Source organism: Polynucleobacter asymbioticus (assembly GCF_018687575.1).
Taxonomy (GTDB): Bacteria; Pseudomonadota; Gammaproteobacteria; order Burkholderiales; family Burkholderiaceae; genus Polynucleobacter; species Polynucleobacter asymbioticus_C.
On record NZ_CP061297.1, the window covers coordinates 1661652 to 1682995 of the forward strand.

At 46.9% G+C, this 21344-nt stretch carries 16 protein-coding genes; 4 read left to right on the forward strand and 12 right to left on the reverse strand.

Going from position 1 to position 21344, the window contains the following annotated elements:
- Window positions 1-15: 15 nt before the first annotated feature.
- The 9 genes from nudB to AOC19_RS08380 form a co-directional block, all read right to left on the reverse strand.
- Window positions 16-459 carry a dihydroneopterin triphosphate diphosphatase gene (gene nudB, locus AOC19_RS08340; protein ID WP_215375925.1) on the reverse strand — a complete coding sequence of 148 codons (444 nt, stop codon included), beginning with the start codon at window positions 457-459 and terminating at the stop codon, window positions 16-18.
- A gap of 22 nt (window positions 460-481) precedes the next feature.
- Window positions 482-2281 (reverse strand): aspartate--tRNA ligase, encoded by a 1800-nt coding sequence (gene aspS / locus AOC19_RS08345; protein ID WP_215375928.1) that lies wholly within the window; start codon window positions 2279-2281, stop codon window positions 482-484.
- Window positions 2282-2297: 16 nt separating this feature from the next.
- Entirely contained in the window at window positions 2298-2951 is a 654-nt protein-coding gene (locus tag AOC19_RS08350; protein WP_215375930.1) for a DUF502 domain-containing protein, read from the reverse strand.
- Window positions 2952-3015: 64 nt separating this feature from the next.
- Window positions 3016-4602, reverse strand: a complete 1587-nt coding sequence (gene ubiB, locus AOC19_RS08355; RefSeq protein WP_215375933.1) for a ubiquinone biosynthesis regulatory protein kinase UbiB — start codon at window positions 4600-4602, stop codon at window positions 3016-3018.
- A gap of 6 nt (window positions 4603-4608) precedes the next feature.
- Entirely contained in the window at window positions 4609-5226 is a 618-nt protein-coding gene (locus AOC19_RS08360; protein ID WP_215375935.1) for a ubiquinone biosynthesis accessory factor UbiJ, read from the reverse strand.
- Between the two features lie 52 nt (window positions 5227-5278).
- Entirely contained in the window at window positions 5279-6190 is a 912-nt protein-coding gene (locus tag AOC19_RS08365) for a Tim44 domain-containing protein (RefSeq protein WP_215375937.1), read from the reverse strand.
- A gap of 56 nt (window positions 6191-6246) precedes the next feature.
- A complete protein-coding gene (gene ubiE / locus AOC19_RS08370; protein WP_215375939.1) occupies window positions 6247-6990 on the reverse strand; it encodes a bifunctional demethylmenaquinone methyltransferase/2-methoxy-6-polyprenyl-1,4-benzoquinol methylase UbiE in 744 nt (247 codons plus the stop codon).
- Window positions 6991-7016: 26 nt separating this feature from the next.
- On the reverse strand, window positions 7017-7406 hold the full coding sequence (locus tag AOC19_RS08375; protein WP_215375940.1) for a gamma-butyrobetaine hydroxylase-like domain-containing protein: 390 nt from the start codon (window positions 7404-7406) through the stop codon (window positions 7017-7019).
- Window positions 7406-11245 (reverse strand): DUF3683 domain-containing protein, encoded by a 3840-nt coding sequence (locus AOC19_RS08380; RefSeq protein ID WP_215375943.1) that lies wholly within the window; start codon window positions 11243-11245, stop codon window positions 7406-7408. Before AOC19_RS08380 ends, AOC19_RS08375 begins: the two co-directional genes overlap by 1 nt.
- 135 nt (window positions 11246-11380) lie before the next feature.
- Here AOC19_RS08380 and ilvA point away from each other — a divergent pair, with 135 nt between their 5' ends.
- The 3 genes from ilvA to queF are packed head-to-tail and all read left to right on the forward strand — an operon-like array spanning window position 11381 to window position 14636.
- Window positions 11381-12901 carry a threonine ammonia-lyase, biosynthetic gene (gene ilvA, locus AOC19_RS08385; protein WP_215375945.1) on the forward strand — a complete coding sequence of 507 codons (1521 nt, stop codon included), beginning with the start codon at window positions 11381-11383 and terminating at the stop codon, window positions 12899-12901.
- Window positions 12901-13809, forward strand: a complete 909-nt coding sequence (locus tag AOC19_RS08390; protein ID WP_215375948.1) for a 5'-nucleotidase — start codon at window positions 12901-12903, stop codon at window positions 13807-13809. Before ilvA ends, AOC19_RS08390 begins: the two co-directional genes overlap by 1 nt.
- Window positions 13809-14636: an NADPH-dependent 7-cyano-7-deazaguanine reductase QueF gene (gene queF / locus AOC19_RS08395; protein WP_215375951.1), complete on the forward strand. Its 828-nt coding sequence runs from the start codon at window positions 13809-13811 to the stop codon at window positions 14634-14636. The genes AOC19_RS08390 and queF overlap by 1 nt, the downstream gene beginning before the upstream one ends.
- Before the next feature lie 73 nt (window positions 14637-14709).
- Here queF and ssb read toward each other — a convergent pair whose 3' ends face one another.
- Both ssb and AOC19_RS08405 read right to left on the reverse strand, forming a co-directional pair.
- Window positions 14710-15165, reverse strand: a complete 456-nt coding sequence (gene ssb / locus AOC19_RS08400) for a single-stranded DNA-binding protein (protein WP_015422053.1) — start codon at window positions 15163-15165, stop codon at window positions 14710-14712.
- A gap of 71 nt (window positions 15166-15236) precedes the next feature.
- Complete coding sequence (locus AOC19_RS08405) at window positions 15237-16427, reverse strand: MFS transporter (protein WP_215375954.1); 1191 nt, start codon at window positions 16425-16427, stop codon at window positions 15237-15239.
- A gap of 37 nt (window positions 16428-16464) precedes the next feature.
- Between AOC19_RS08405 and uvrA the strand changes: the two genes are divergently transcribed.
- Window positions 16465-19353: an excinuclease ABC subunit UvrA gene (uvrA, locus tag AOC19_RS08410; protein ID WP_215375957.1), complete on the forward strand. Its 2889-nt coding sequence runs from the start codon at window positions 16465-16467 to the stop codon at window positions 19351-19353.
- Here the strand turns inward: uvrA and AOC19_RS08415 are convergent, their stop codons facing one another.
- Window positions 19354-21333 (reverse strand): monovalent cation:proton antiporter family protein, encoded by a 1980-nt coding sequence (locus AOC19_RS08415; RefSeq protein WP_215375960.1) that lies wholly within the window; start codon window positions 21331-21333, stop codon window positions 19354-19356.
- Window positions 21334-21344 lie beyond the last annotated feature (11 nt).

Sequence of the window (21344 nt, forward strand, 5' to 3'; positions counted from 1 at the left end):
TTAGTCACTTCTGTACTAAGGCGCAGAGAACAATTGCAGAATGGCAGCACCATTGCTGGGAGAAAAACATTTAGTAGCAGCCTCTTCAAATGGCAGCCATTGATAGGCAACATGCTCCCTAGGAGCTAATCGGACTTGAGTAGTATCTGGAACCAATAATGAAAACCAATGCTCGGTATTTTTAGTCACCCCAGGGGCATAGCGAAAACGCCACTGTGGGTAAATCTCGTATTCGATTTGATGATGCATATCCTGCAAAGAGTTGGCTGGTAGTGATTGGACATCGATGCCGGTTTCCTCAAGGACTTCGCGCGCCGCAGCCACACCAAGATCTTCATCAACAGCATCTACACTGCCCGTAACCGATTGCCAGAAGTTGGCCTTGTCAGCCCGCTCTATGAGCAAGACCTCCCCATTCGATTTGTAGATAACAACTAAAACCGAAATGGGGATTTTCAAGATGCTTTAAATGCTTTCTTGTTTAAGCGGCCGGAGTTGCTTGGCGCAAACGAATATGCAACTCTTTTAACTGACGCTCATCTACTGGGCTAGGAGCCTGAGTGAGCAAGCACTGTGCGCGCTGAGTCTTAGGGAAGGCGATCACATCGCGAATAGACTCGGCACCGGTCATCATAGTGACAATGCGATCCAAACCGAAAGCAATACCACCATGCGGAGGTGCGCCATATTGCAATGCATCCAATAAGAATCCAAATTTAGCCTGCGCTTCTTCAGCGCCAATCTTCAATGCACGGAATACCTGACTCTGAACCGCCTCTTGGTGAATACGAACCGATCCGCCACCAATTTCGCTACCGTTTAGAACCATGTCATAGGCCTTAGCTAAGCACTTGCCTGGGTTGGATTCGAGATACTGCATGTGCTCATCTTTAGGGCTTGTAAATGGATGGTGACATGCAACCCAACGGGCATTATCTTCATCGTATTCAAACATCGGGAAGTCAACTACCCACAATGGCTTCCAACCTTCAGTAGATAGGCCATGCTCTTTACCCCAAGCAGAATGACCAATCTTCAGACGCAAACCGCCGATAGCATCATTGACCACTTTTTCTTTATCAGCGCCGAAGAAAATAATATCGCCGTCTTTAGCACCAGTACGCTTCAAGATACCTTCAATAGCGGCATCATGTAAGTTCTTCACGATGGGTGATTGCAAGCCATTACGGCCTTCAGCAACTGAGTTCACTTTGATCCACGCCAAACCTTTAGCACCATAGATCGCTACAAATTGAGTGTAGTCATCAATTTCACTACGGCTAATCTCGGCACCACCAGGCACGCACAAACCAACCACTCGGCCACCCTCTTGATTTGCGGCACCAGCGAACACTTTGAAATCGACATCTTTCATTAAATCAGTCAATTCAGTGAATTCAAAATTCACACGTAGGTCTGGCTTATCTGAACCAAAACGCGCCATACCTTCTGAGTAAGGCATTGTTGGGAATGGATTTGGCAACTCGACATTCATCGTTGTTTTGAAAATATGACGAATCATGTTTTCAAATAATTCACGGATTTCTAATTCATCCAGGAAGGCTGTTTCACAGTCGATCTGAGTAAATTCAGGCTGACGATCAGCACGCAAATCTTCATCACGGAAACACTTCGTAATTTGGTAGTAGCGATCAAAACCAGCCACCATCAACAACTGCTTAAAGAGCTGAGGAGACTGTGGCAAGGCAAAGAACTGGCCATCATGCACACGTGAAGGAACTAAATAGTCACGCGCGCCTTCAGGAGTGCTTTTAGTCAACATGGGTGTTTCAATATCAATAAAACCAGCAGTATCTAAGTAGCGGCGGCACTCCATGGCCACGTTGTAACGCAAACGTAAATTCTTTTGCATTTGCGGGCGACGCAAATCGAGTACACGGTGAGTTAAGCGAGTAGTCTCAGATAAATTCTCATCCTCCAATTGGAATGGAGGAGTAATAGATGCATTCAAAATAACTAAGCTATGGCAAAGCACTTCAATCTTGCCGCTAACCAAATCATTGTTCTCAGTACCGGCTGGACGCGCACGTACTAAACCATTGATCTGAATACAAAACTCATTACGAACTTGCTCAGCCAGGGCAAACATCTCTGGGCGATCTGGATCACATACCACTTGCACAAAACCTTGATGATCACGTAAATCAATAAAAATCACACCACCGTGGTCACGGCGACGATTCACCCAACCGGAGAGAGTAATTTCTTGACCAATGAGTGATTCAGTTACCTGACCGCAGGTATGGCTTCGCATCGACATAACAATTTCCTATAAATCAAAGATGTTGGTTTGACTTAATAGCAGTCAAACCAGTTGAACTGGTTGGAGGAACGGACCCCATTGAAACAATATGTTTGAGAGCCTCTTCAACACTCATCTCTAATTCAATGGTGTGTGAGCGTGGGACAATCATAAAAAATCCAGAAGTTGGATTTGGTGTAGTTGGCAGAAATACGTTGACGTAATCCTCCCCCAATTTGGCAGTCACTTCTTTTGCTGGCATGCCAGTCTGGAATGCAATTGCCCAAGAATCTGCATGGGGATAGCGAATCAATAAGGCTTTACTAAAAGCTTGTCCGCTTCCAGAAAACAAGGTTGAAGATACTTGCTGCACACTGGAATAAATCGAGCGCACGATTGGAATGCGGTTCATAAACCGATTCCACACTTTCATCCACCACTGCCCTGCAAAGCTAATTGCGAGCAATCCAGTAATCATGATGACTGAAACAACAATCAGAATGCCTACGCCTGGTAACTCACGGAAATGCTGCAAATCACCGGCAAACTGATTTGGGAATACAGCGATGATGGCGTGCATCACGGAGCCAAAAACGCCGTCGAGCAAGCCAAGACCCCATGCAATCACCCAAATGGTGATTGACATCGGTGCCCACACCAGAATGCCTGCGATAAAGTATTTTTTCATGTGCCTATGCTTGCGCTTTGCCTAACCTGGCATTTTAGCGGTTTAAGCGCCGGCAGGCGACAGACTAGTAAAGACCAAGGCCGATTATTAGAATCCCAGCCAAAAAGCCCCCTGCAAACAGCAAAGCCCCCACCAAAAGGCGATGCGTGCGCCTTTCCTGCAATAAAAGGCCTTTTAAGACCTCTAATTCAAGATTTTGGTCCTTCTGTGGAGCGCGCCCTTGAGCCAAACTTTCCGCAATCAGGCGGGGTAAGGTTGGCAATATTTGCGCCCAGCTGGGAGCTTCAGCCTTAAGACCATCGATCAAAGCCCTCCAGCCCAACTGCTGGCTGATCCATTTTTCCAAAATTGGCTTAGCAGTTTTCCAGAGATCTAGATCTGGATCGAGCTGACGAGCGAGACCCTCAACATTCAACAAAGTCTTCTGAAGCAAAGTGAGTTGTGGCTGAATTTCTACCTTGAAGCGGCGTGATGTTTGGAACAAGCGCATTAATACAATGCCCAGGGAAATTTCTTTTAGGGGGCGATCAAAGTAAGGTTCACAAACAGATCGAACCGCGCCCTCAAGCTCCTCAACTCGCGTATTAGCAGGAACCCAACCAGACTCGATATGTAATTCAGCAACACGACGGTAATCGCGATTAAAGAAAGCAAGGAAATTGAGTGCCAAGTAACTTTTATCAGACTGACTTAGCGCACCAACAATACCGAAATCCAAAGAAATAAATCGGCCGAATGTTTCTGGCTCAAGACTGATCATGATGTTGCCAGGATGCATATCTGCATGAAAGAAGCCATGCTCAAATACTTGTGTGAAAAATATTTCTACGCCATCTGCTGCAAGCTTTTTAAAGTCAATACCGGCAGCACGCAACTCTGCGGTGCGCCCAATCGAGATGCCATCCATCTTTTCCATGACGATGACATTGGTGTGACATAAATCCCAATACATCTCAGGAATCATTAATTTTTTAGAATCTACAAAATAGCGACGCAACTGACTTGCATTGGCTGCCTCACGCATGAGATCCAATTCATCATGTAGGTGAGTATCAAATTCAGCAACGTTTTCACGCGGCTTTAAGCGGCGGCCATCCTCGGATACTCTCTCAATAATTTTTGCCAAGTCATACAGTAAAGCAAGATCACCATCAATGATTGGCAAAATACCTGGGCGCAACACTTTGACTGCGACTGGACGACCCTCCCACTCTGGATGCTTCTGAGTTCCACGCAATAAAGCAAAGTGCACTTGAGCTACAGAGGCACTAGCTACGGGGGTTGCATCAAAACTAATAAATACTTCTTCGATGGATTGCCCAAGTGCTTGTTCAATCAATCGGCAAGATTCATCATTTGAGAATGGCGGCACCTGATCTTGTAACTTGGCCAATTCATTAGCAATATCTTCTGGCAATAAATCACGTCGTGTCGAAAGTACTTGTCCAAATTTCACAAAGATTGGACCCAGTGCTTCCAGCGTTAAACGAATGCGCTCACCCCTAGGTAAAGACTGGCCTGGTGAGGTCCAACAAATGACAGTCAACACACCACGACGAATGCCGGGCTTTAAAATATCGCGTAGCAATGGCAGCATGCCATAGCGCCATGCGGTGAAGAAAATAAATGAGAGACGAGCTAGACGACGCACAATGAATTAACCTTTTCGCTCTAAAAGTTGGATGCGTTTTTCTATCCGATCAACCGCATCACGCAATGCGCTTAACTCATTCTTGCGAACTAAAAAATCTCGTTTATTCAAAAGTACTTTTCTTTCTTCGCTAACGTACTCAATCACATTTTCAAGCAAATCTGTAGCCGCGGATTTTCCAGCAGAAACCCATTTCTTACCTTGTCGTACTGCAAAGTTAGCAGGCGCATCGCCAATGAAGCGTGCTAAATCCTCTTCATATTCCCAGCGAATTTGACCCGCTAGACGACCTAATAATTGCGCTAAGTCAGCATCCCCAGTAATCTTGACCGACTTCATTGCCTGCTCCCGTAAATTACCCTGACCGCCAGCTAAAGCACTAAATACTTCCGGAGAAATCTCAAGCTCCAAGGATGGGGTATCAACATTCGTCAAGGAAAGCAAAGAGCCATCAGGCGCTATCTCAAAACATAAGTTACCGATTGGCAAACCTAACAAAATCACTTTTCCAGCATGACGTGCCAACTCCGCCATAGCCCACGGCTCTGCTTTGAGGACATGATTAATCCCTCGGCAAGCGGCTGAAGCCGCAATATGGTGAGTGGCAGGAGAAGCGGTGGTCATAAGTGTAAAAAACCCGCACAAGTGCGGGCTTTCAGTGGAAAGTACCTCAAGCTTAAACTAACTGAGAAATACCCGCTAGTACCCAACCTCCAGGGCCGTTCACCGGCTTGCTTAAGTTCCAAATTTCAGAGAAGTTATTTGCCTGTGCGCCTGCTTGCTCACGAATCATGCCCGTGAACTGCACACTACAGTAATACACATTGTCAGCTGTCTCAATTCCCAGCAACTGCGCATTGAGTGTGACAACATCAGTTTGATTGGCGCTATCAGCACGGCCAGACAAGTCTTGTTCGATCGTTGCAAACATGTCTGGTGTTGTGTACTCACGCAATGCAGCTAAATCGCCCTGATCCCATGCTTTTTGAAGTGTTGAGAAATACTGCTTTGCATTATCCAAAAATGCATATTCATCAAATCCTGGTGGCAAGGTTGATTGAAACGGCGCTGGCTCAGCAGCAACACCGCCAAATGCATTTGCGGCTGGTGTAAAGGCAGGCTCCTGTCTAGGAGCTTGATCCATATTGGCACGCTGCATTCCTTGCGAAGTGACTTGAGGACCTTTGTTCGCGCCAGACAAAGCAGGCATCATTCTTCTCATCACAAACATGATGACAAAGCCTGCTAGAACAGCAATCAATAATCCAGTAATCAATGAAGATGCTGCTTCACCCAAACCAAAATGAGACAAGAGGTATCCAATACCTAATCCCGCAGCAAGACCGCCTAGAATTCCACCCATGCCACCAAAGCGACTAGGTGCTGGTGCTTGAGGAGCTGCAGCCGGTGTAGCTGGTTGTGCCTGTTGAGTTGGTTTTTGTGCAGGAGCAGCTTGCTTTTGCATTGGTGCACTTGGTGCCTTACCAACACTTTTGCCGCCACCTAAACGGGCAGCATTCGCATGACCAACGGTAGCAAATATTAAGCTAAGGCTTAATACAACTGCTTTGAAAAAATGCTTATTCATCTTTTTATCTCCTATGGAACTACTTTAGTTCTGGACTGCTAAAAACTACAAATTCACTAGTATTTAATACCAATATGAAGCGCAACAATACCCCCAGTCATTCTGTGGGTATCCACCTCATCAAAACCGACCCCCAGCATGATTTCCTTGAGGGTTTGCGCATCTGGATGCATGCGGATGGATTCCGCTAAATAACGATAGCTCTCAGAATCTTGGGCAATTTTTTCACCCAGCCAAGGCAATACCTTGAATGAATAGGTGTCGTAAACCGGTTGTAAAAAAGCATCTGGCTTAGAGAACTCCAATACCAGTACTCGACCACCCGGCTTGATCACGCGCAACATCTCTTTCAAGGCAACATCCTTGTGAGTCATATTGCGCAAACCAAATGCCACCGTCACTACATCAAAGTGATTGGCAGGAAACGGAATTTTTTCTGCATCAAACTGCACACAGGGTAAAGCCAAGCCTTGATCTAGTAGGCGGTCACGACCAACACCCAACATCGAAGCATTAATGTCACTTAACCATACTTGAGCTTCCGAGTTATTGCCCCAAGCTGCTGCACGCGCAAAGGCGGCAGCCAAGTCACCAGTGCCGCCAGCAATATCCAATACTTTTTGACCGGGGCGCACTTGAGCACGAGCAATGGTCACCTTCTTCCACAATCGATGCAGTCCGAAGGACATGAGGTCATTCATGACATCGTATTTACTGGCTACAGAGTGAAATACTTCTGCGACCTTACCCGCTTTTTCCGCTTCATCAACGCTTTGGTATCCAAAGTGAGTCTTACTCATATTCTTCGCTTTATCTAATGGGATGCTCAATGACTACCGCAGGCTTTACCACCAGCAACACTCATTGGAGCATCGCGGTCTAGCCCAGCAGCTGCCAATTTATCTAAATGCTCTTTCCACAATGCTTCGTGGTTCTCACATAAAAATTGGAGGAAGTCCCAGGAGTACAAGCCAGAATCATGCCCATCCGAGAAAGACGGCTTTAATGCGTAATGTCCTACCGGCTCAATATTGGCGATGAGTACCTCACGCTTACCGGTCTGCAAAGTCTCCTGCCCTGGGCCGTGACCTTGCACTTCAGCTGAAGGAGACACTACCCTTAAGAATTCAAAAGGCAGGCGATAGGTATTGCCATTCTCATAAGTGAGTTCCAATACTTTTGATTGCTGATGCACTACAACATTAGTTGGAATCATTAAACCAATACCCTCTCGATACCACCTTGATTTGCCTTAGAAACATAGTCTTGCATCCAATCTGGACCCAATAATTTTTGCGCCATTTCAACCACGATGTAATCCGCAGTCGTGTCACTATCTGCATCAAAGCGAGTCAGACCTTGTAGGCAAGATGGGCAGCTTGTTAGCACTTTGACATCGCCAGTGAAATCGTCCTTACGCAATTCATTGGCAGCCTTCTCCATTTCAATCTGCTTACGGAAACGCACTTGAGTAGAAATATCAGGGCGCGTCACTGCAAGAGTTCCAGACTCACCGCAGCAACGATCATTCTTCTGAATAGCTTGGCCATCTTCCAATTGAATGAGTTCATTTACTGTCTTCATTGGGTCTTGTAATTTCATGGGTGAGTGACATGGATCGTGGTACATGTATTTCACGCCAGTCACATTTGAAAGTTTGACGCCTTTTTCAAGCAAATACTCATGAATATCAATAATGCGGCAACCTGGGAAGATTTGTTCAAACTGATAACCTGCTAACTGGTCATAGCAAGTGCCGCATGAAACAACGACAGTCTTGATGTCCAAGTAATTCAGTGTGTTGGCAACGCGATGAAACAGGACACGATTGTCCGTAATCATCTTGTCCGCTTTATCAAAATCACCATTGCCGCGCTGCGGATAACCACAACATAGATAGCCCGGCGGTAATACGGTTTGTACACCCACATTCCATAGCATTGCTTGCGTAGCCAAGCCCACCTGAGAGAACAAACGCTCAGATCCGCAACCCGGGAAGTAAAACACTGCCTCTGTATCAGCGGAAGTAGTTTTTGGATCCCGAATGATGGGGACGTAATTTGCGTCCTCAATATCCAAGAGTGCACGCGCAGTTTTCTTAGGTAAATTGCCCGGCATCTTCTTATTCACAAAGAAAATAACCTGCTCTTTTACGGTCGGCTTGGTAACGGTTGCAGGCGGATGGGCAGTTTGCTTGCGAGCCAACTTACGGAACACATCATTACCTAATCTCTGTAGCTTATAGCCCCAACCAATCATGGTCTTACGAACTAATTTGATAGTGTCTGGATCGGTAGCATTCAAGAAGAGCATGGATGCTGCTGTTCCTGGATTAAAGCGCTGTTGACCCATCTTGCGTAGCAAGTTACGCATGTTCATGGTGACATCACCGAAGTCAATTTTGACCGGGCATGGAGTTAAACACTTATGACAAACGGTGCAGTGCGCCGCAACGTCATCAAACATTTCCCAATGGCGAATCGATACGCCACGACGCGTCTGCTCTTCATACAAGAAGGCTTCAATTAACAATGAAGTTGCTAAAATTTTGTCACGTGGGCTGTACAGCAAATTAGCACGTGGTACGTGCGTAGAACAGACCGGCTTGCACTTGCCGCAACGTAAACAGTCTTTCACGCTATCAGCAATTGCACCAATATCGCTCTGCTGCATGATGATGGACTCATGGCCCATCAAACCAAAGCTCGGAGTGTAAGCAATGCTGAGGTCCGCTTGCGGCATTAACTTGCCTTTGTTGAAGCGACCCTCAGGATCTACGCGATTTTTATAAGCGCGGAAATCTTTGAGCTCCTCCTCAGTCAAATACTCAAGCTTTGTAATACCAATGCCATGCTCACCAGAAATCACGCCATCCAATGAGCGGGCTAATTTCATAATCCGATCGACTGCACGATGTGCGTCTTGCAACATCTCGTAGTCATCTGAATTCACCGGAATATTGGTGTGCACATTACCGTCACCAGCATGCATATGTAGCGCTACAAACACCCGCTTACGTAGGATATTTTTATGAATCGTCTCTAGCTCATTGAGGATGGGCTCAAATGCTAAGCCCCCAAAAATGATTCTGAGTTCAGCACGAACTTCCGTCTTCCATGAAGCTCGCAAACTGTAATTCTGCAGATCTGGGAAATACGTATCCATCTGCGTAAGCCAGCCTGACCAACGCGCCCGAACTGTGGCAATAAGCTCTAGCGCTTGCTGGACACGATCACCTAAAATTTCAGCGCTCGGAATCTCATAATCTTCATCATTCTTGCCAAGCGGCAAGGCGCTCTTTGTCAAAAATGCTTGAAGGCCATCTAAAACTTGTAATTTGTTTTTAAGAGAGAGTTCGATATTGATACGCTCAATACCATTGGTGTACTCGCCCATGCGTGGCAATGGGATCACCACATCTTCATTAATCTTAAAAGCGTTGGTATGACGAGCAATCGCAGCAGTGCGTGCGCGATCTAGCCAAAACTTCTTACGGGCCTCAGCACTAACCGCCACAAAGCCTTCGCCCACACGATTGTTGGCCATACGCACAACTTCACTGGTCGCCGCAGCTACCGCCTCTTCATCATCCCCAGCGATATCGCCAATCAATACCATCTTTGGCAAAGCATTGCGCTTAGACTTGGTGGAATAACCAACCGCCCGCAAATAGCGATCGTCTAAATGCTCAAGGCCAGCCAAAATTGGGCCGCCATTTTTAGTCAGTCCATCAAGGTAGGCTTTGATTTCTACAATACTTGGAATGGCTTCTTGCGCTTGGCCAAAAAACTCCAAGCAAACCGTGCGCATAAATTTAGGCATGCGATGCAAAATCCAAGTAGCGCTCGTAATTAATCCATCGCAGCCTTCTTTTTGAACGCCAGGTAAACCTGATAAAAACTTATCAGTCACATCCTTACCCAAGCCCTCTTTGCGAAAGCGCTTACCTTCTACTTCCAAGGTCTCCGTTTTGAGAATGCGTTCGCCTGGCTCACTCAGACCATCAGACCAAGTCAGTTGAAAGCGCACTTTATCTACAACGTGGATTTTTCCGAGATTGTGATCAAGACGTTCGACATCAAGCCAATTACCCTCTGGATCAACCATGCGCCAGCTAGCTAAATTATCGAGCGCAGTACCCCATAGAACAGCTTTCTTGCCCCCAGCATTCATAGCGATATTGCCGCCAATACAGCTTGCATCAGCTGAAGTAGGATCGACTGCAAATACCAATCCAGCGCGCTCTGCAGCGTCCGAAACTCTACGAGTTACAACACCAGCACCGGTAAAGATCGTAGATACATCATGATCCACACCTGGCAAACGCTTAAGCTTAACGGCATCGATTTGTTCAAGCTTCTCAGTATTAATGACTGCTGACATAGCGTAGAGAGGAATCGCACCACCGGTGTAACCAGTGCCACCTCCACGCGGAATGATGGTTAGACCTAATTCAACGCAAGCTTTCACCAAGCCAGGGATTTCAGATTCGTAATCTGGCTTGAGAACAACCAGCGGAAACTCAACACGCCAGTCCGTTGCATCAGTTACATGCGCTGCACGAGAAACACCATCAAAACAAATATTGTCGGAGGCAGTGATGCGACTCAACTCTTTACGAGCACGCTTACGAATTTCTGCAACCTCTTTAAAACCCTGCTCGAAATTTTCGACCGCACGATGAGCGGCATTCAATAAAACCTGAACTTGCTCAACGGATTCGCCGCTAGATCTTTTCTTCACCTCGCCAAGGCGGTGCCATAAAGCGTCAATTAATAGTTGACGGCGATTAGCGTTATCCAACAGGTCATCTTGCAAGAAGGGGTTACGTTGAACCACCCAGATATCACCCAAAACTTCAAACAACATGCGAGCTGAACGGCCAGTTCGGCGAACGCCACGCAAATCATTCAGAACGCGCCAGGACTCCTCGCCTAACAGGCGAATCACGATTTCACGATCGGAAAAGGAGGTGTAGTTATAAGGGATTTCGCGAAGGCGGGGTGAACCCGCTTCGGCGTCCAACAACTGGTTCAAAGCTAATGGAGCGTTCATAGCGTCATATTTGATAAATATGCATTTTAATTGAGGGATCTTGATATTGGCAGGAAACCAAGAAAGATGTTGATCTAAGGCGATAAACCCTTGCAAATTTAAGGGCTTAGAGCCCATTCATGGTACGCTCATCGCATGGCAACGAACTATTTAAAGAAAATTTTATCGGCCCGAGTCTACGATGTGGCCAGGGAAACAGAGCTCCAAGTAGCCCCCGAACTCACAAAGCGCTTAGGCAACCAAGTTTTGCTCAAAAGAGAGGATAACCAACCGGTTTTCTCCTTCAAATTGCGTGGCGCCTACAACAAAATGGCCCATTTACCCCCTGAAGCCCTAAAACGGGGGGTTATTGCAGCCTCAGCAGGCAATCATGCCCAAGGCGTGGCCCTGGCGGCAGCCAAAATGAAGTGCAAAGCAGTCATCGTGATGCCACTAACCACCCCAAGCGTCAAAATTGATGCCGTGAAGGCGCGCGGCGGATCTTGGGTTGAGGTGATCTTGCATGGCGAATCCTATAGTGACGCCTTCAAATACTCCGAACTTTTAGAGAAAAAACGGGGTCTAACCTTTGTTCACCCTTTTGATGATCCCGATGTCATCGCCGGGCAAGGGACGATCGCCCAGGAAATCTTTCAACAATATCAAGAGCCCATCGATGCCATTTTTGTAGCTATCGGTGGTGGCGGTCTGATAGCTGGAATTGGCGAATACGTTAAAGCGGTCAGCCCCAAAACCAAAGTGATTGGTGTCCAGTCAGTGGACTCAGATGCAATGCGAAGATCGCTCGCAGCAAATAAGCGCATTGAAATGAAGGATGTGGGCCTCTTCTCCGATGGCACCGCAGTCAAACTCGTTGGCAAAGAAACTTTTCGCATTTGTAAACGCGTAGTCGATGACATCATCACGGTTGATACCGATGAAATCTGCGCTGCGATCAACGACGTCTTCACAGACACCCGTAGCATTCTAGAGCCTGCTGGCGCCTTAGCGATTGCGGGCATGAAGAAGTATGTAGAAAAGCATCGCTTGAAAAAGAAAACATTGGTAGCGATTGCTTGTGGCGCGAATATGAATTTTAGTCGCCTGCGCTTTGTCGCTGAGCGCGCTGATGTTGGCGAATTCCGTGAAGCGGTTTTTGCTGTCACTATTCCTGAAGAGCGTGGCTCCTTCAGACGCTTTTGTGAATTACTCGGCAATCGAAACGTAACGGAATTTAACTATCGCATCGCTGATCAAAGTGAAGCGCATATCTTCGTTGGCATTGGCACACAAAAAGCAACTGATAGCACCACCATTGCAAAGCATTTTCGTAAGGCGAAATTTGCGACCATCGATCTCACCCATGATGAGCTAGCAAAGTCTCACCTGCGTCATATGGTAGGCGGTCGCTCCACCCTTGCTCAAGATGAACTGCTTTACCGCTTCGAATTTCCGGAGCGCCCAGGCGCTTTGATGAAATTCCTCACTAGCATGGCCCCCAATTGGAATATCAGTCTTTTCCATTACCGCAATCACGGCGCAGACTATGGTCGCATCTTGGTAGGCCTCCAGGTTCCCAAAAATGAACAGAAGAAATTTCAAAGTTTCTTAGCATCGCTTGGTTATCCTCATTGGAATGAAACTGATAACCCGGCTTACCGCTTATTTCTTAAATAATGTCATACACACTTACCGGGAAACTCGTCGTTGCGATTTCATCGCGCGCGTTGTTTGATTTTGAAGAAGAGAATCGCATCTTCGAATCGACTGATGACAGCGCCTATATGAAGCTGCAATTAGATCGCCTATCTAATGCTGCTCAAACGGGTGTTGCTTTTCCCTTGGTAAAAAAATTACTCGCCTTTAACGAAGAGGGTGAGCAACGCGTTGAGGTTGTAATTCTTTCTCGCAATGACCCAGTAAGCGGCTTACGTGTCTTTCGCTCAGCCGAACATCATGGCCTACATTTAGAGCGCGGTGTCTTTACAAGAGGTCGGCCACCCTATCACTACCTTCGCTCGCTACATGCCAACTTATTTCTCTCGGCTAATGAAGATGATGTGCGCGCTACGATTGATGCCGGGTTTCCTGCGGCACGCGTATATCCAGAGTCGAGCAAAACTGCAGAGTCTCACCCCAATGAAATTCGCATTGCCTTTGACGGTGACGCCGTTCTCTTTTCAGATGAAGCAGAGCAAGTATTTCAGAGCGAAGGCTTAGTAGCCTTTGTTGATCATGAAAGCAAGAAGGCCGCAATTCCTTTGCCACCAGGCCCATTCAAGCCCTTGTTAGAAGCCTTACATCGTCTGCAACGCTCTACTAGCGAAAAGGGCATGCGGATTCGTACCGCCCTGGTAACTGCTCGCTCTGCGCCCGCCCATGAGCGCGCCATCCGCACACTCATGGCTTGGGGTATTGATGTTGATGAGGCCATGTTTCTCGGCGGACTCTCTAAAAGCGAATTCTTACGCGAGTTTGAGCCAGATTTTTTCTTTGATGACCAAACTGGTCACTGCCAATCCGCTGCATCAGTAGCACCTACTGGTCACGTTGTATCTGGTGTTTCTAATAAACCTAAAAGCTAATGCCCATAATTCCTCTAGGTAAGTCAACAGAATATCCGGATCAATATGATCCGAGCTTGCTCTTTCCGATTACTCGCTCTGAAAACCGCCTCAAGCTAGACATCAAACCAAATCAAGCTTTGCCTTTTGTTGGTGTTGATATTTGGAATGCCTTTGAACTTGGTTGGCTCAATAAAAAAGGGAAGCCCCAGATTGCTCTAGCGGAATTTCAAATTCCAGCAGATTCTCCCAACATGATTGAGTCGAAGTCATTCAAGCTTTATCTAAATAGCCTTAACAGCGCCCGCTTTGAAGATGAAGCTGAAGTGCGCGAAAGGTTGATTGCAGATTTGTCGGCAGTGGCTGGCAGCAAGATTACCACTCGCATCAATCCAGCCGAAGTAATTGCCAAAAAAGGAATGCAGGAGATGAGTGGCGTTCTGATGGATCGCCTCGATATCGAGATCGATCCAAGCCTATCAGCCGACCCCACCTTGTTGGAAGTAAATGAATCTTTTGGGCCGATCGAGCAGTGCTTGGTTTCTCATCTACTCAAATCAAATTGTCCAGTGACTGGCCAACCAGATTGGGCTAGCGTGCAAATTCGCTATCAAGGTCGCCCGATTTTGGAGGAAGGCTTGCTGCGCTATCTGATTGGGTTCAGGCAAAAAGGTGAGTTTCATGAGCATTGTGTTGAAACCATCTTCACCGATATCAAGCGTCAATGCAAACCAGAAAAACTCTCCGTCTACGCTCGCTACACCCGACGTGGCGGTCTAGATATCAATCCCTTTCGCACTGATCACAATGCGCCTTGGCCAGACAATACGCGCCATGCAAGGCAGTAATAAAGTTAGTAGATAAATAAAAAGCCCTTCTTAAAGGGCTTTTTACATTAGGCAATACACATCAACGCAATACTTAAAACGGAATATCGTCATCCATTGCGCCTAGGGATGCAGCATTTGATGATGCTGGTGCAGACTGCTCAGCCGGCTTTGAACGGCTATAACTTTCACCACCATCACCGCCGCCACCTACTGGCTTGCCACCAAGCATTTGCATTGTTTCTGCAACGATCTCAGTGGAATACTTTTCCTGACCACTCGCATCAGTCCATTTACGTGTGCGTAAACGGCCTTCTACATAAACCTGTGAACCCTTTTTGAGATATTGGCCGGCGATCTCTGCGAGTTTTCCAAAGAATGCAACACGGTGCCATTCTGTGGTTTCTTTCATTTCGCCAGACTGCTTATCTTTGTAACGATCTGATGTCGCTACTGAAATGTTTGTAACGGCGTCGCCGCTTGGCATGTAACGTGTTTCTGGATCGCGTCCTACGTTACCTACGATGATGACCTTATTTACCGAAGCCATGTTGTCTCCCGAAGAAAAATACTGCTGTTATTACTGCTAAAAAACTGCTCACTTTAATTAAACCAAAGAAGCTACGGTGATGCCTTTGCTACTACATCCTTTGAATCCACTACTTTCGTGGGTAATTCGCGCATCGACCAAGCAATTATAAGCCAGCATAAAAGCAGCACTGCGCCCATCACAAAGACCGATAAATCGCCATGGCTATCCATCAAGTAACCCCCAATTACAGCGCCTGAGAAGAGGCCAATCGATTGCGTAGTGTTGTAAACACCTAATGCAGTGCCCTTAGATTCTTTGGCAAAACGAGAGACTAATGATGGTTGCAATGCTTCAAGTAAGTTAAAGCCTACAAAGTAAATTAATAATGCAATAGCAATGCCTGTAATTGAGTGGGTGCTTGTAAAGACAAATTCTGCAATGAGGAGCAGCACAATTGCTACTAACAAGACCGTTCTGAGTTGCTGCTTCTTTTCACCAAAAATCAAAATCGGCGCCATCAAGAAAAAAGACAGTAAAACAACGGGAAGATAAACTTGCCAATGCGATGCCAACGGTAAGCCTGCTTCCAGCAATAAGCGCGGTACCACCAAGAACATGGCCACTTGAGTTGCATGCAATACAAATACGCCTGCATTCAGACGCATCAACTCAGGGCGCAGAAATACCTGCTTCAAACTCGCTTGCTGAACCTTGGCTTCAGGCTTAGTGCTAGGCAGAACGTAATAAGCCACAAACATCGCCCCCACTCCCAGCACTGCCAGCACGACAAAAATTCCACTCAAACTAATCAAGCGATAAATTGGGGCAGCAATCACCAGCGATAGCGCAAATGAAAGTGCAATGCTGCCTCCCACTAAGGCCATTGCACGTGTACGAACCTGTTCACGGGTTAAATCAGCAACCCAAGCAGAAATCGCTGCCGAAACTGCTCCAGCCCCCATTACCCCGCGGCCAATCGCTATCCAAAGAAGATCATCCTGAGCAGCGCAAATTAAGGCTCCTGCGACAAATAGAGATAGCCCCCATAAAACAACCGGTTTTCGGCCGATCCGGTCAGAAAGACGGCCTAAGGGGATATAGAAGCAAGCCTGGACAATATTGAAGATCCCCAGGGTTAAACCAACCCATAGGGCGTGCTCGCCACCAGGCAGGCCATGCGCATGAATGCTGAAAACAGGCAAAAGCAGAAATAGGCCCAGCATACGGAGGCCAAAGATGCCTGCTAAGGCCAGAGTAGAGCGAAGTTCAGAAGGATTCATGGGAAAGGGCTATATTAACAAGTTACGCTAAAAAATCATGAATAACGAAATTAAGATCCGCGGTGCACGCACGCACAACCTCAAAAACATCAATCTAGATATCCCTAGAGAGAAATTGGTCGTTTTGACTGGTCTATCTGGCTCGGGTAAAAGCTCTCTCGCTTTTGACACCCTGTATGCCGAAGGCCAACGTCGTTACGTAGAGTCCTTATCTGCCTATGCCCGTCAATTCTTGCAGCTAATGGAGAAACCTGACGTCGATACGATTGAAGGTCTCTCCCCGGCAATCTCTATTGAGCAAAAGGCAACTAGTCATAATCCTCGCTCGACTGTGGGTACGGTTACAGAAATTCATGATTACCTGCGTTTATTGTTTGCACGTGCAGGAACGCCTCACTGCCCAGATCATGATCTGCCACTAGCAGCACAAAGTGTTTCTCAAATGGTTGATACGGTTTTGGCAATGCCGGAAGACACCAAGCTCATGATTTTGGCTCCCGTAGTAAGTGAGCGCAAAGGTGAATTCGTAGACTTGTTCCAAGATCTTCAAGCACAGGGTTTTGTGCGCTTTCGCGTGCGCTCTGGCGGCGGCACAACGAATACTGCCAAAGCAGAAATCTTTGAAGTTGATCAACTACCAGCACTGAAGAAAAACGATAAGCACTCTATCGAAGTAGTTGTAGATCGCATTAAAGTGCGTCCCGATATTCAGCAGCGTTTAGCAGAATCTTTTGAAACCGCTCTGCGCCTTGCTGACGGTAAAGCGATGATAGTCAACATGGACTCTGGCAAGGAGATGATTTTCTCCAGTAAATTTGCTTGTCCCATCTGTTCGTACTCTTTGCAAGAATTAGAGCCACGCCTCTTCTCATTCAATAATCCGATGGGTGCGTGCCCATCTTGTGATGGATTGGGCCATCAATCCTTCTTCGATCCAAAACGCATTGTTGCGCATCCCGATTTATCACTAGCCTCGGGTGCTATCAAGGGATGGGATCGTCGTAATCAGTTTTATTTCAAACTCTTACAGACACTAGCCAAACATGGTGGCTTTGATGTCGAGAAGCCTTTTGAGACTCTCAATAAGAAGCAGCAAGATCTTATTTTACTGGGCTCTGGTGACGTCACCATTCCATTTGAATACATCAATGAGCGTGGCAAGAACAGTATTCGTCAACACGCCTTTGAAGGTATTGTTGCCAATTTTGAACGTCGCTATCGTGAGACCGAATCTGCGACAGTCCGCGAAGAACTATCTCGATATCAAAATGTGCAAACCTGCCCAGCATGTAGTGGCAGCCGTTTACGCAAAGAAGCACGCTTTGTCAAAGTAGGTGAAGGCAAACAATCCCGCGCCATTTATGAAATCAGCGCCCTACCACTCAAAGAAGCTAAAGAATATTTTGAAGCTCTCGAGCTCAAAGGCGCTAAACGAGAAATCGCCGACAAGATTGTCAAGGAAATTGGTTCGCGTCTGCGCTTCCTCAATGATGTTGGCTTAGATTACCTCTCGCTAGAGCGCAGTGCAGATACGCTATCTGGTGGTGAAGCTCAGCGTATTCGTCTGGCTTCTCAGATTGGCTCTGGTTTGACCGGTGTGATGTACGTTCTAGATGAGCCCTCTATTGGTTTACATCAGCGCGATAACGATAGACTCATCGGCACCCTCAAGCACCTACGCGATCTAGGCAATAGCGTATTAGTAGTAGAGCATGATGAAGATATGATTCGCGCCTCCGACTATGTGATTGATATTGGTCCTGGTGCAGGTGTGCATGGCGGTGAAGTGGTAGCTGAAGGCACTCCCGCACAGGTAGAAGCAAACCCCAAGTCCCTAACAGGCGCCTACTTATCTGGTCGCGAGTGGATCGCGGTTCCAGAAAAACGTATTCCCGTAAATGATAAGTTCCTAGAAATCATTGGTGCGCGCGGCAACAACTTGCAATCTGTTCACGCCAAAATTCCAGTCGGCTTATTAACCTGCGTTACTGGCGTATCTGGCTCTGGTAAATCAACGCTGATTAATGACACTTTGCATCACGCGGTTGCACAACATATCTACGGCTCAAATGCGGAACCAGCAGCACATGATGCAATTAAAGGCTTGGAGAACTTTGACAAGGTTATTAGCGTAGACCAATCTCCAATTGGTAGAACACCTCGCTCTAATCCCGCCACTTACACTGGATTGTTTACCCCCATCAGAGAACTCTTTTGCGGCGTACCTGCTGCGCGCGAGCGTGGCTATGAAGCAGGACGTTTTTCTTTCAACGTCAAAGGTGGTCGTTGTGATGCCTGCGAAGGTGACGGCGTCATTAAAGTAGAAATGCATTTCTTGCCAGACGTCTATGTACCTTGCGATGTGTGTCACGGCAAGCGCTATAACCGTGAAACTTTAGACATTCGCTACAAAGGTAAGAATATTCATGAAGTTCTCTCGATGACGATCGAGCAAGCTCATGAATTCTTTGAAGCGGTACCGATTGTTAAACGCAAGCTTAAAACATTGCTGGATGTCGGCTTAGGTTATGTGAAGTTGGGTCAAAGTGCCACAACCTTATCGGGCGGTGAAGCCCAGCGCGTCAAACTCTCGCTAGAACTTTCTAAACGCGATACTGGTAGAACACTGTACATCTTAGATGAGCCAACTACAGGCTTACATTTTCACGATATTCAACTCTTGCTAACAGTACTGCAGACCCTCAAAAAACAAGGCAACACGATCGTCATCATTGAGCACAACTTAGATGTGATTAAAACTGCCGATTGGATTATTGATCTGGGTCCTAAGGGTGGCGCTGGCGGTGGGCAAATTATTGCTACAGGCACACCCGAAGAAGTGGCAAAGAATGAGGCTAGCTTTACTGGTCACTACTTAGCACCACTGCTAGTTCGCAAACCAATCGCCAATAAAAAGAAAAAGTAATTAGAGCAACTTAGATTCGGCTAAATCAGTCGCTTCTGAGTTGCCCGAGAGCACTAAGATATCGTTAGCCTGCAAGCGTAAGTCTGGAGTGAGCTCTAATTTGACATAATCAGAGCCGCCCACTTTTCGTCTAACTGACTGCACACTAACACCCTCATTTTCAAGATGCAATTCCTCAAGAGTCTTCCCAATGCTGGCTGACTCAGGCAATAAGGTAACCGAATGCAAACGCCACGATTCCTTGGTGTCTACCTCATCATCAACTCCACGGAAGTAGCCACGCAATAGACTGTAGCGAGCTTCACGCGCACTCGTAATACGTCTAACTACCTTACGCATTGGCACACCCATCATTAATAAAACATGGGAGGCCATCATCAAACTGCCTTCAATTAACTCTGGCACTACCTCAGTCGCGCCCGCAGCCTGAAGCTTTGCTAAGTCTGCATCATCTTTGGTGCGCACTAGCACTGTCATGCCTGGACGGAGGTGCTCCACTTGATGCAAGACTTTGAAGCTTGCCGGTGTATCTGCATACGTAATCACCACTGCCTTTGCTCTTGCTAAACCTGCTGCAACTAAATAATTTTCTCGGCTAGCATCGCCATAGACCACGTTATCTCCAGCAGCGGCGGCTTCTTTGACGCGGTCTGGATCCATATCCAAGGCAATGTAAGGAATTTTTTCTTGATCAAGCATGCGCGCTAAGCTTTGGCCCGAACGACCAAACCCACAGATGACCACATGGTTTTCTGTACGAACACTTTTAGCTGCAACACGCGTCAGCGCTAATGATTGCAGCAACCATTCGTTACTAGAAAAACGCATCGCAATCCGATCACTATATTGAATCAAGAAAGGTGCGCCAAACATCGAGAGCAGCATTGCTGCCAATACCGCTTGACTCAAAGCGGGGTCAATTAAGTCCAAGCCATCAATTTGATTTAAAAGAACGAATCCGAATTCACCAGCCTGCGCTAAACATAATCCCGTCCGAATTGAGATACCAGGACTTGAGCCGAAAGCACGTGACAACAATGCAATCAAACCGAACTTGAAAATCAGAGGGCCAATCAATAATAGTAGGACCAACATCCACTGCTGGTGGATCACTTCAAAATCGAGCAGCATGCCAACGGTAATAAAGAAGAGGCCCAACAGCACATCCCTAAATGGCTTGACGTCCTCTTCTACTTGATGACGATAAGGCGTCTCTGCAATCAACATTCCTGCCAAGAAAGCACCGAGCGCTAGCGATAAACCAAAGTGCTCAGTAAGACCTGCCATACCCAAAACAATGAGCAAGAGGTTCAGCATGAAGAGTTCTTGGGAGCGTAGCTTGGCGACCAAACTAAACCAACGACTCATCAAAGTTTGGCCAATAACAAAAATCAGTACTAATGCCACCGCAATCTTGATAGAGGCAGCAGTCAGCGCTAAAAATAGGTCACCGGGATTCTTGCCAAGCGAGGGCAACAAAATCAACAGGAAAACCACTGCCAAATCCTGGAACAGCAAAATACCGATGATGTTGCGGCCATGCTCAGTTTCGATCTCAGAACGATCAGCAATGAGTTTGGTGACGATGGCCGTTGAGGACATTGCCAGAGCACCACCCAAGGCAATGGCTGCCTGCCAGGAGATCGGGTAAATCCAGTTCATCAGCAGACTAGCTGGGACTGCTAGCAGCATAGTCAAAATGACCTGGCTACCACCCAAACCAAATACGATGGTCCGCATAGCCCGAAGCTTGTGGAGGTTAAATTCCAAGCCAATCGAAAACATCAAGAAAACCACGCCAAATTCAGCCAAATACTTCACTGTGGCTGAATCATTAGCCAAACTAAGGGCATGCGGCCCAATTAGGACGCCAATGGCGAGATAGCCCAAAATAGGGGGTAGCCCAAAATAGCGGAAAATAACTACCCCGGCCACTCCGGAGGCCAGCAAGATGAGAGTTAACTGAAGGACTGACGGCATATACTCACCCC